This window comes from Christiangramia aquimixticola (assembly GCF_048285835.1).
Taxonomy (GTDB): domain Bacteria; phylum Bacteroidota; class Bacteroidia; order Flavobacteriales; family Flavobacteriaceae; genus Christiangramia; species Christiangramia aquimixticola.
In genome coordinates, this window is sequence record NZ_JBLVTL010000004.1 from 1 (window position 1) to 12233 (window position 12233).

The 12233-nt window shown below is 32.3% G+C and carries 11 protein-coding genes; all 11 read left to right on the plus strand.

Features of this window, described 5'->3' with window-relative positions; all coding sequences use genetic code 11:
- Nucleotides 1–156: 156 nt before the first annotated feature.
- The 11 genes from ACNKXV_RS09220 (at nt 157) to ACNKXV_RS09270 (ending at nt 11685) form a co-directional block, all read left to right on the plus strand.
- Nucleotides 157–1125, plus strand: coding sequence for a hypothetical protein (locus tag ACNKXV_RS09220; protein WP_417907436.1), 969 nt, complete (start codon nt 157–159; stop codon nt 1123–1125).
- Nucleotides 1126–1285: 160 nt separating this feature from the next.
- Nucleotides 1286–2128, plus strand: coding sequence for a GIY-YIG nuclease family protein (locus tag ACNKXV_RS09225; RefSeq protein ID WP_417907437.1), 843 nt, complete (start codon nt 1286–1288; stop codon nt 2126–2128).
- 154 nt (nt 2129–2282) lie between these two features.
- Nucleotides 2283–2702, plus strand: coding sequence for a VOC family protein (locus ACNKXV_RS09230; protein WP_417907438.1), 420 nt, complete (start codon nt 2283–2285; stop codon nt 2700–2702).
- Between the two features lie 331 nt (nt 2703–3033).
- The gene (locus ACNKXV_RS09235; protein ID WP_417907439.1) at nt 3034–6330 is read left to right on the plus strand and encodes a hypothetical protein; all 3297 of its coding nucleotides are present in this window, start codon (nt 3034–3036) and stop codon (nt 6328–6330) included.
- 348 nt (nt 6331–6678) lie between these two features.
- Nucleotides 6679–7659, plus strand: coding sequence for an alpha/beta hydrolase (locus ACNKXV_RS09240; RefSeq protein WP_417907440.1), 981 nt, complete (start codon nt 6679–6681; stop codon nt 7657–7659).
- 201 nt (nt 7660–7860) lie between these two features.
- Nucleotides 7861–8259, plus strand: coding sequence for a hypothetical protein (locus ACNKXV_RS09245; RefSeq protein WP_417907441.1), 399 nt, complete (start codon nt 7861–7863; stop codon nt 8257–8259).
- A gap of 175 nt (nt 8260–8434) precedes the next feature.
- Nucleotides 8435–8974: a dihydrofolate reductase family protein gene (locus ACNKXV_RS09250; protein ID WP_417907442.1), complete on the plus strand. Its 540-nt coding sequence runs from the start codon at nt 8435–8437 to the stop codon at nt 8972–8974.
- A 147-nt stretch (nt 8975–9121) separates the two neighbouring features.
- Nucleotides 9122–9634, plus strand: coding sequence for a hypothetical protein (locus ACNKXV_RS09255; RefSeq protein WP_417907443.1), 513 nt, complete (start codon nt 9122–9124; stop codon nt 9632–9634).
- A gap of 156 nt (nt 9635–9790) precedes the next feature.
- The gene (locus tag ACNKXV_RS09260) at nt 9791–10495 is read left to right on the plus strand and encodes a hypothetical protein (RefSeq protein WP_417907444.1); all 705 of its coding nucleotides are present in this window, start codon (nt 9791–9793) and stop codon (nt 10493–10495) included.
- 183 nt (nt 10496–10678) lie between these two features.
- On the plus strand, nt 10679–11152 hold the full coding sequence (locus tag ACNKXV_RS09265) for an ASCH domain-containing protein (RefSeq protein ID WP_417907445.1): 474 nt from the start codon (nt 10679–10681) through the stop codon (nt 11150–11152).
- 185 nt (nt 11153–11337) lie between these two features.
- Entirely contained in the window at nt 11338–11685 is a 348-nt protein-coding gene (locus ACNKXV_RS09270; protein ID WP_417907446.1) for a hypothetical protein, read from the plus strand.
- Nucleotides 11686–12233 lie beyond the last annotated feature (548 nt).

A 12233-nucleotide genomic window follows, 5' to 3' on the forward strand; every position in this document is an offset into this window, starting at 1 on the left:
TAACATCGGTTATCGCAAATAACGGGTTTTACCGAAAAAGTGTAATTTTAGAAACCAGGAATGAAAAGAGTTAATCCGACAAGACCGCGTCCCTACTCCCGCAACTTGCGTTAACCGTAACCGTTGTGTGTAATATGGATCAAAATTCAGATAATATTGAAAAATAAAATCGAATATCTAAATAAATTTATTCCAATAATTTATCCGACCTTAATTTTCTTAGGCTTCTATAATTATCTCAGTTATTATAGATTTTTTGATATAGAAATTTTTCCTTATTTAACCATTTATGAAATATTGTTTTCCATAATATCCGAAATTACTCCTATTCTTATAACAGGTTTTCTTATACTTTCCTATATCATTTTTATGATAATTTTACCCTTTTCAAAAAAGGATAAAACTGAAAATACAAAATATCCAGAAAAAAAGGAGGACAAAGAAAACGTGAAAAATTTGGATCTTGAGCCAAGACTAGAAAGATTGCAGAGATATAAATCGCAACAAGATATAAGTACGAGTTTTTTATATAATAATTTCAATGAATTAGCTTTAGCTAGATGGAATTTATTCCTAAAAAAAGTGTCGTTGAAACAATACCTCAAGGCAATTTCTCACTTTTTGTTTTTTCTATTCAACAGCATAGGAGTTATTCTTAAATATTCACTTTGGATTTTTTTTCTAACATATACAGGTATTGGGATAATAATTATTTTTTCTCCACTAAAAAATGAACTGAATTACTATTATCCATTTTTTGAAAATAATCTTTTAATTATAATATTTATTTTGCTTTGGTGTTCAATTGTTTATGCAATGATTAGTAGAACTAAAAAGGCTAATTCAATAAAATCGGTCAGATTTATGCAGTTTATGCCTTTAATATTTCTAGTATTTCTGATTATTACGATTTATCAAAAAAGAAAGGCGGAAAATACAATTAGACATACAACATACGACATAAGCTTTTTATATAATGATCATAAAGTGCAAAGTGACAAAAGCAGAGTTTTCGTCGGCAAAACTGCCGAATATATATTTCTTAGGGATTTAAAAGAAAGTAAAAATTTCATTTATCCAATCTCAGAAATTAAGAATTTAGAAATACAAAAGATTTCTCCTTAACCATACTACACACAACAACGGTTATCGCAAATAGGCGGAACCGTTAGAAGGAAAATATTTAACTTGATCAACTATTAAAACACTAAGCCGACAAACCCGCGTCCCCTACTCCGCCAACTTGCGTTAACCGGGACCGTTGTACTGCATTTTAAACATAGATATGAATCGACCACAAACTATTCAGATTTTCCTACCTGATGGATCTCCTAGAAGCGTCAAGATCGCTGAGATTACTAATCGAGTTGTCAAAGCTGTATTAGTTCCAAGAAATAAATTGGAATATATATCATCAAGAAGTGAATTAAGAAATGTAGGTATATATTTCTTGTTTGGAGAATTAGCTGAAAAGGCGAAACCAATTGCATATATCGGAGAAGCAGAAGATTGTTTAGATAGATTAAAACAACATAATAGAACAAAGGAATTTTGGAACTATGCAGTTGTTATGGTATCTAAAATAAATGCGTTTACTAAATCACATGCGAAATACTTAGAACACATAGCAATTGAACAAGCGAAAGAATCAAGTACATATCTGACAGAAAACCTAACAGCTCCTAGTAAACCTTACGTAACTGAATCTATGGAAGCTGATTTATTAGATAGTTTCGACACAATAAAAATTCTTCTTTCAACTTTAGGCTTTCCGATTTATGAGAAGATTGGAAAAGAACAAATTGAGTCAAAGGAACTATTATTCTTAAAAGGAAGAGGTATAACAGCAGAGGGAGATTTAATAGATGATGGATTTGTAGTTTTTAAAGGATCCCAAGCTAAAAAAGAAACTACTCCATCTTGTCATGAATACTTGATCAACCTCCGACAAAAATTATATAAGAACGAGATTATCGTCGAACATAATGGTAATTATCAATTTGCTCAAGATTACGTATTCGGTTCTCCAAGTACAGCAGGAGGAGTTGTGTTAGGCAGATCAACAAATGGCTGGAACAAATGGAAGGATAAAAGTGGGCGGACTTTAGATGAAATTAAGAGACAATAAAACGCAGTACAACAACGGTTATCGCAAATAGCCGGCACCGTAAGAAGGAAAATAATTAACTTGATCAACTATTAAAACACTAAGCCGACAAATCCGCGTCCCCTACTCCGCCAACTTGCGTTAACCGGGACCGTTGTGTGTAATTTTTTGAGAAATGATTAAGAATAAAATTAAAGGATTAGGAGAAGTTATTTTGAGAGTAAATAACATGGAAAAGATGAAAAATTTCTATCAAGAAATCATCGGACTTCAATTAATTCAAGAATCAGAAAATTATACTTTCTTTAAAATCGCCGAAGGGTATAAAGGTCATAATCAGACTCTCGCATTATTTTCAAAAACAAACTTAAACGCCTTCAATGAAAAATTTGAAGATATAAGTTTCAAAAAAAGTTCTCTACATCATTTCGCACTGGAAATAGATAAAAAGGACTATGATGAAATTTTGCAATTATGCAAAAATTCTCAACTAGAGTATACAACGGAAAAATTTGATTGGATAAAATGGAAATCTATTTTCATTAAAGATCCTGAAAACAATGTTATAGAATTTGTTTGTTATGATTCCAATTAATAATTCAAAGAACTCAAGTTCTTTATCCTGGAAAAGGAATTTCAGTATTTTAGAATACAACATAATTGAGGTAAAAAAACTACACACAACAACGGTTCATCGCCAATAAGCGGCAGCGTTAGTAAGAAAATAATTAACTTGACCAACAAAGCAATACTAAGCCGACAAACCCGCGTCCCCTACTCCGCCAACTGGCGATAACCGAGACCGTTGTATGCCATGCTGAAAAAAAGGCCAACCGCACAAATAGCACATTTGGTTTTTGCCGAAACACAGGCAAACGCTGAAAACCAAAAGAGCTATTTCTTGCCGGCACTAATCATATATTGTAATGACCGAAAGACAAATAGAAATACACAAAGGGCTAAAAGCTATTGGACCTGAGATAGCACAATTTTACTTAGACGGAATACAATTAATTGACTCTAGTTTAGGAACCAAATCTAATCTATTAGCTCATATTCTCAGAGAGATTGATGGTGGTTTACGAGATATATTTGAGCAAAAACAATTAAAGAAAGAGTTTCAGAAAAAATTAAAAAATGAAGACCTTGTAAAGGTATTTGACCAATTTAAGGAAGACTACAAGAATTTTGATTACTTAGGTGACATCACTTTCGAAGACTTTAAAGAAGCTAAAGGACACATTTCTTCAATTCTGGTATCCTTTGGTTTCAGTTTTGACCACCCTCTATCAGCTCAATATATTAAAGTTGTGCGATGGCTAGCGAAATACGCGCATAGGAGTGGTTCTTATAACGAGCCTAGAAATCCTAAAGATATTATTAATCTATGGTATGAATTTGAGGATGTTTTATCAAAATTGATCGGAAACTACTATGCACTAGCTGATAGAATAGACTCAATTTTATTACTTGAAGAGCCAACATCAGAAGTACTCAAGACGTTACCAAATCTGTTAAATACAGAATCTAGATTCATCTATTTTTTCAATGGCCTTAAATCACCTAAGTGGCTAATCCCTTTAGAAAATGAAAAATATTTTGATGGTTCAAAAAATCCTGAGCCTGTCGAATCCGAAGATAATCCTGGCTTCTATTCAATGCCCTATTGGGGTGTGCTAACTTACCTTGAGGAGATTGCAAATCAAAATTTAAATACCCCCGAAAAAGAAACTACAGAATCCCTTATTAGAATAATTGATAGCATTTGCCTTTACAGAAACTCAGAAGATCAAAGAATAGAAAACTACCGAACAGACTATACGGTACTAAAGCTTATTTGTACGCTCCCAAAAGAATATATTGATGATAGGCACTTTGAGTTTATCAAAGTTGGTTTATTAAGTAAATGGGATGGGTTAATAAGCCATAGTTACAATGAGTTTCTGGAGAGACTGATTTCTATAGGTAGAAATGACTTGTTGTTAAAGGGGGTAGAATTACTGTTAACCCATAAAATTGTCGAAGGAACTTTTGAAAAAGTTCATTCAATATTCAGAAGTTATGAACTTCAAAGGATTCTATCTGATTTCAAAGAAAGATTAATTTCCATACTCGGGTTTGATTTATTAGACCTAGGCCTACAAAAAATAATTGAAGTCATTGAGCTTGACAAAACTGCCTTTAATAACATTTCTATTCCAGCAATTGAGAACCACGAACAAACATCATTCCCTGATAAGTACGATTGTCAATTAGTCTACCTTGTTCGAGATACACTTGAGAAACTAGATTCAAAAGATCTAATTGAAACTTTAAAGGAACTTCTTGCCAAAGAACACCCAGTCTTTAAAAGGATCGCAATTCATACAATTCGTGTTAGATATTCCGAGTTTAAAGTTCTTTTCTGGGATTTAAAAGAAAACCCCTTAAGCTTACCACTTACCAAACATGAGGTTTATGAATTACTCAAGGAGCATTCAACAGAATTCACTGCTGATGAAATTACTCAAATAATCGATTGGATTAATTCTAAAGAATATTATATCCCTGAAGAGTTTGAAGATGATATAGACAAGGTTGAAAGGTCCATTGCTTATCGAAAAAAGGAATGGCTGACTTCACTCATGCCAAGTGAATCAGAAATTGTGTCTGAAATGATAAAAGAGTTAGACAAAATAAATGATGCGGATGTTGACCATCCAGGATTTGATTCTTGGCACTCTAGCCTTTCTGGATCTGTTTCCCCACTAACAATGGAAGATATACTGAAACAGAGCATAGAGGATACAGTCACATTTTATCATGAATTTAATAAACAAGATCATGATTTCATGGGTCCATCAGCGGATGGATTAATTGACATGCTGACACTGACAGTCCGCAAAAATCCTAGAAAGTATATTGTGGATTGCAAACCACTTATTGAAGCTCCCTCGCAGATAATTTACGCATGGATAAGAGGATTGGGAGAAAGCTGGAGAGATGAAAAGGAGAAATTTGACAGTACAGAAGCATTTGAGACCATTCTCCATATTATCCAAAAGAAAGAGTTTTGGGAATCACATAATTCTGATGATAATTATAGTCGTTGGTTTATTTCAAGCTTACTTAGCTTTATTGAGGATGGTTTAAGAGATGACAATTATGCTTTTGATGCAGACCTGCTTCCAATAATAAAAGAAATTCTTTTCACAATTCTTGAAAATGATGCCCACCCAGTTTTTGACTACTCAGATTTGTCCATGACAGTACTGAATAATTCAAAGGGAAAAATCTACATGACCCTTTTTCAGTATTCTCTAAGATTGGCTCGCTTGGAAGCAAAAGACAATGACCGTTGGGAAAGTGACATCAAAAAGTTAATTACTCAAAAAATAGAATTGAATGACGAGGATCCTTTACTTTTTTATGTGATCGGGCAGTTTTTACCAAATATCCACTTCCTTGACGAAAATTGGATGTTTGAAAATTTCCATAAGCTCTTCCCAATCGAGAACGAAACCAATTGGTCAGCAGCTATGAGCGGTTATTTTTTCCATCATAGACGGCCAAATAGAGTTTACTTTAGATTTTTTTTAGAAGGCTCACATCTTTTAAAAGCCATATCAAATGACATTGTAAAAGGTGAATCAAAAAACAGCTTGATTCAACAAATTTGTACAGCTTACTTATATGACTTTGAATCAATTGATATTGATAAAGAAGTGATTCAAGCATTGATTAATTCCAAAAATGAAAGTGTTCTATCAAGTTTAATATTCTTCTTTTGGAGTCCTAGATTCCCATTTGAGAAAAAGGTCATTCACAAAATCAAACCATTTTGGGTTGAGCTTTTTAACAAAGCGATTAAAATGGGGGATGAAAAAGTAGATTCTTATATACTCTCCGGTTGTTGCAAATGGCTAAATAGTGTCGAACAAATAGATGAGGAAGTATTTGAAATTTTGTCTAAATCTGTTGCTTATCTAAATCAACGTGATCGATATTCAGTTATAGAATCTCTATCAAAGCATATTAACAATTACCCCGAAAAAGTTGGGTTAATTTTAATCGAGTTATTCAAGAAAGAGGTGAGTTATGATATTTCAAGAGGAAAGCTTCATGAAATGGTAGAGAATCTTTATGATAAAGGGCATAAAGAAATTGGTGATAAAATTTGTCTTCTACATGGTGAAAATGGCTTTCACTTTTTAAGAAGTTTATACATTAAATACAATACATGATTACTGAAATAGCAGTCATACACATTGGCAAGTCGCTTAAAGCAGCCGCGCCAGCCAAAACTTGCCAAAGAGTATGTCTGCCCCAACGCTGACAGAAAAGAAAATGAAAAAGCACGGGCATACAACATTGGCTATACGTAATGCGGGCGAAAGTGCTGATATGAAATTAATTATATTAAACAAACTTTACGACAAACGGACAGTGAAGTGCCTCGAAATCCCGCACTACGCATAGCCGAGACCGTTGGCAAACATTTCAATTCAGCATTCCATTTATACAACTCAGTAACTTTTATTAAAAATTAATAACGGCTAAAAATACTTTTGGGTAATAATTAAATTCTAATAATGAAAAAAAATCTAAAGCGAGTAGTAATATTTTTAGCAGTCAATTTATGCTTATTCTTCATAACTGCATTTATACTCATCCATTGGCCAATTCCACAAAAGGAGAAAATCGAAAATTATGATTATAGTTCTATTGACACTCTGTCGGTAAAATCTTTTAGAAAAAATGAGAAATGGATTAAAATGCGTGATGGTAATAATCTATTTAGTGAAATTTATCCAAGCCAATCTAAAACCGCTTTAATTTTAATACATGGCAGTGGATCAGAAAGCCGATACCTGGAAACATTGGCTGGTAATATTTCTCAAGATAAAATTGCAACAGTAATAACACCAGATCTGAGAGGTCATGGACGTAATCTAAAAGATCAATCTGATATTAATTACATTGGTCAATTGGAAGAAGATATTGAAGACATTATCAAGTACTCAAAAGATAGCTTAAATGCTAAGAAAATAATTTTGGCAGGACATTCTTCAGGAGGCGGTTTAGTTTTAAGATATATTGGCAATTCAAATCTAACTAAAATTGATAAGGCTATAATGATTGCACCATATTTAGGACATGATGCTCCAACCGTAAAACCGGAAAGTGGTGGATGGGTAACAGTTGGGGTTAAAAGGTGGGTTGGGTTATCTATGTTGAATACTATTGGTATTCAAAATTATAATGAAAAACCCGTTCTATTTTTCAACCGACCAGAAGCTTATGAAGATAGCTTACAAAATAAATCCTACTCCTACCGTATGGCAGTAAATTTTGCACCTAAAGACTATGAAAAAGATATTGCTAACTTACGAACAAGTAGCTTAGTTTTAGTTGGTGAAGAAGATGAGAGTTTCTACTCCGGTAAATTTAAAGAAGTCTATAGACCAGCTGCTAAATACGCTGATATACAAATAATGGAAAATGTGAATCATCTAAATATTGTAAAGGATAGCGACGTATTGAAAAGAATTGAGAATTACATTTTAAATTAATAGTTTAGAAACGTTTGCCAACATCGGTTTATCGCAAATAACGGGTATTTGTGTAAAAAATGTAAATTTAGAAACCAGTAAAGAAAATGGTTAATCCGACAAGTCCGCGTCCCTACTCCCGCAACTTGCGATAACCGTAACCGTTATATGCAAGTGCCAGAAAATTTTTTGTAGATTGAAAACTGACTAAAAATTCTACTTATGAAAAAGATAATTCTTCTTATCTCTATCGGACTTTTTTATTTATCTGCTCAAGCACAAAATGACAGTAAAAAACATGAAAAATTTGAATTAAATATTCGAACTTTTAATGATCAAGTTGTCTTAACTAGCAAAAAAGGAAGTGCGTGGAAAAAATTGACATTTTCTACAGATAATCTTCCACAAGCTATAGACGAATTTGGAATGACAGAATTAGAAAATGAAGTAAATAAAAGAAAGAAATCAGATAAGACTTTAGCCGATTATACTTTCATATTAAATATTGAAAATGGTGAAATCATTTTAAAAAGTTTAGAAGGAACTGCCTGGAAAGAACTGACTTTTCATTGTGCATATAATGATTGTGCTTCTGAAATAAATGAAACTGGAATGATGTAACTGCTCAGCACCAGCATATAACAACGGTTATCGCAAATAGGCGGCACCGTAAATAAGAAAATAATTAACTTGATCAACTATTAAAACACTAAGCCGACAAATCCGCGTCTCTTACTCCGCCAACTTGCGTTAACCGGGACCGTTGGCATTCATATTTTAATTAGAGAAAAGAACTATGATTAAAAAAAATAGCGTATTCATCGCCAAAAGTTTAGACGGCTATATTGCTGATAAAGAAGGAAAAATAGAATGGTTAAATTCTATACCAAATCCAGGCGGAGATGATATGGGATATCTGGATTTTATTAAACGAATTGATGCAATAATTATGGGGCGAATAACATTTGAAACTGTAATAGGATTTGATATTGATTGGCCATATGATAAACCAGTTTTTATACTAAGTAATAAGCTAAAAGAAATACCTGAAAGTCATAAAGAGAAAGCATTTTTGATAAAAGGAACATTAAAAGAAATTTTAGAACAAATTCACCAAAAAGGATTTTACCGACTTTATATTGATGGTGGTACCTTAATAAGAAATTTTTTAAAAGAAGACTTAATTGACGAAATGATAATTACAACCATTCCGATATTGTTAGGCGGAGGATATTCTTTGTTTTCGGATTTACCTAAAGAACTAAAATTTAAATTAAATAGTTCCAAAACTTATTTAAATCAAATAATACAAACTCATTACGAGCGACAGACATAAAATACGAAATGCCAACATCGGTTCATCGCAAATAACGGGTATTGTAGAAAAAATGTAATTTTGGAAACCAGGAAAGAAAAAGGTTAAGCCGACAAGTCCGCGTTCCTACTCCCGCAACTTGCGATAACCGTAACCGTTGGCAAAAATATGAGAAACTTCTTTGGTCTAATATTGATTCCGATAGTTTTCATTTTTACAAATTGTAAATCTGCAAAAATTGACCCATTTGAACTATCAATTGCTGATTATAACTATTCAATGGCTTACTCAGTTCTTTATAAGTTAACTGACAAAAAATTGACTATAACTTTTCAAGGAGAATTAGAGAATGAAAAAGATAGCCTTTTATATACAACGACTGACTTGCCTTATAAAGCGATCAAAAAAATATCACAAATTAAAATTGACAGTTTAGGTGTTCTATATTCAAATCCATGTATTTCTGATGGAGATATTAAACTGTATATTTTTAATAAAAATGGAATTAAAAAGAAGATTCAAGTTGAAAATTATTATCACAATGAATTAAGTCCTGCAATCGAAATTATAAATGACATAGTTCCACAAAATTTCAAAATCTATCACAATAAGGAAAGATTGATAAAAAATTTAGAAAAATGTGGGGCAAGTAATATTCGAATGGCCTGGAAGAATAATTAAACTAACATACTTTTGCCAACAACGGTTATCGCAAATAGTCGGCACCGTTAGAAAGAAAATAATTAATTTGATCAACAATTAAAACACTAAGCCGACAAATCCGCGTCCCCTACTCCGCCAACTTGCGTTAACCGGGACCGTTGGCAATAATGTGATATGAAGCAACTAACTATAAATTTATTATTCTTAATTGCAGTTAATTTTATTTATTCCCAAAACAAAAGTAATTGGACTGAATTAGACTATCTCAACTCTGATAATTCTTCTTTTGAAACTGAAAATGAAATACCTGGAGAATTTTTTATAACTCTAACTGACACTTTTGATTATTACTCTAATCCGATAAAAATTTATAACAATCAAGGTCGGGAAATTGTAAAAATAGTATTTACCGAAAATGGAATCACCACATGGTTTAAAGGAAAAAAATATGAGCAAAATGATTTTAATAATCCTTTAGATCCATGGCTATTATCACTAAATCCTGACTATTTTAGATTGGCTTTTGAGTGCGTAGAAGTTACTGCCTCTGACTATATAGTTTTATTAAACGAAAAAGAAAAGGGCTACATCAGTAAAAGTAATCTTGACTTCAAAACAGAATCAACAGAAGATTTTGTCAAAGGATGGATGAATGTTGGATTTGACTTTAACAGATCAACAAATCCATTAAGAGTGGAACCAACAGGGACTTCAAAAATTATTACAAATGAATTATTAAGTAAATATAAAATTTGGACGGGCGGATTTTTGAAAATGAAAGGAGATTGGGTAAAAATCAGAACTGTAAATGATGAAATTGGATGGATTAGATGGAGAAAAGGAAACCAAATACTTTTAAGATTATATTATGCATGCTAAAATTCACACTATTGCCAACAACGGTTCATCGCCAATAAGCGGCAGCGCTAGAAAGAAAATAATTAACTTGACCAACAATCCAATACTAAGCCGACAAATCCGCGTCCCTTACTCCGCCAACTGGCGATAACCGAGACCGTTGTAATGCATTTCTAGAAGAAGTTATATAGATTTAAAACAAAAATGATAAAACATATTGAAACTACTATAGAAAAATTTTGGCAGGAATTTTTAAAATTAAATCCTGATAATAAAATAAAACAAATACCTGAATCATTTTATTTTTGCGACAATGAAAAGGATGCAAATGAATGTGCAGATTTAGTAGTAAATAATATTAAACAAGCAACTGCAACTTCACTTTGGTGGTTTGAAAAAAACAATCAACCATTACCAAATGTTGGAGATCAAGCTATAGTAACGGATTGGTATGGAAATCCAAAGGCAGTTATAGAAACTTTAAAAATAGATCCAACTCCTTACAACGAAATCACCGCTGAATTTGCTGAAGTTGAAGGGGAAGGCGATAAATCATTAGAATACTGGAAAAAAGTGCATAAAGCATATTATCAAAGAGAAATGGAGCCACATGGAGAAAATTTCGATGAAAATATGATTATAATATGTGAGTACTTCAAAACTAAATACGTTGGCTAGAAACGCATAACAACAACGGTTATCGCAAATAGACGGTAGCGTTAGAAAGATAAAAATTAACTTGACCAACTATTAAAACACAAAGCAGACAAATCCGCGTCCCTTACTCCGCCAACTTGCGTTAACCGGGACCGTTGTGAAGCATCAGAAAATTCCGTTAAACGAGAAATTTTAAAATTTAAAATTTGAAAAATAATAAGATCATCAAGTACATATCCTATACAATTCTAGGTATATTATTATTTGTAATAGTAGTGACATTAGGCAATACAGTAAAAATTTCCACTTCCGATGAATACGCACTAGCAAAAGATTATTTGAAAAATAATAAAGAACTAATTGAAGAAATAGGAGAAATTAAAAGTTTTGGAAGCTTCCCATCTGGAAGTATTCGATCCGAAGACGGAGCAGAATATGCTCAAATTGAAACAGATGTAGAAGGAAAAAATTCTGAAATTAAGGTGATACTTTTAATGAGTAAACAACCTCTTGATAAGTGGAAATTCGATCAACTTTACCTTCAAAAAGAATGATTAAAATATTATACATTTTATCCTCAATTTTTATAATAGTTTGTGTTTTCTCCTTAATAGGATTGACAAATTTTCTTCTAGTAGAAGATGGAACAATTCTATCAATAGATTTTGCTCAATACTTTTTTGAAATAATATTCTTCAGCTTATTATTTCTATTCATGTTTAGAATTGCAAAAAATAAAAAAGAGAAGATTCAGACCTAAATTAGATGAAATTTGAGAAAAATCGTGCTGCATTAATTCGATAAAGACGCTTCACAACAACGGTTATCACAAATAACGGGTTTTGTCGAAAAAGTGTAATTTAGTATCCTAAGTAAGAAAATATTTAAACCGACAAGTCCGCATCCCTACTCCCGCAACTTGTGTTAACCGAGACCGTTGGCAACAATTAAAAAAAACAGCCACAATGCGAAAAATCAACATACCGATAATTTTATTAATTCTTACACTTTTAAGCTCTTGCCAGTTTAATCAATCTGTAAATAAGGATTTGACTACAGGTGCTTATTCACGTGGCGACGGAATTGGATGTGACGAGATTAC

Bases quoted from the DNA above. Each gene is read 5' to 3' on its own strand.
- ACNKXV_RS09225 (WP_417907437.1), top strand. From the start codon at position 1,286: ATGAATCGACCACAAACTATTCAGATTTTCCTACCTGATGGATCTCCT.
- ACNKXV_RS09230 (WP_417907438.1), top strand. From the start codon at position 2,283: ATGATTAAGAATAAAATTAAAGGATTAGGAGAAGTTATTTTGAGAGTA.
- ACNKXV_RS09235 (WP_417907439.1), top strand. From the start codon at position 3,034: ATGACCGAAAGACAAATAGAAATACACAAAGGGCTAAAAGCTATTGGA.
- ACNKXV_RS09240 (WP_417907440.1), top strand. From the start codon at position 6,679: ATGAAAAAAAATCTAAAGCGAGTAGTAATATTTTTAGCAGTCAATTTA.
- ACNKXV_RS09245 (WP_417907441.1), top strand. From the start codon at position 7,861: ATGAAAAAGATAATTCTTCTTATCTCTATCGGACTTTTTTATTTATCT.
- ACNKXV_RS09250 (WP_417907442.1), top strand. From the start codon at position 8,435: ATGATTAAAAAAAATAGCGTATTCATCGCCAAAAGTTTAGACGGCTAT.
- ACNKXV_RS09255 (WP_417907443.1), top strand. From the start codon at position 9,122: ATGAGAAACTTCTTTGGTCTAATATTGATTCCGATAGTTTTCATTTTT.
- ACNKXV_RS09260 (WP_417907444.1), top strand. From the start codon at position 9,791: ATGAAGCAACTAACTATAAATTTATTATTCTTAATTGCAGTTAATTTT.
- ACNKXV_RS09265 (WP_417907445.1), top strand. From the start codon at position 10,679: ATGATAAAACATATTGAAACTACTATAGAAAAATTTTGGCAGGAATTT.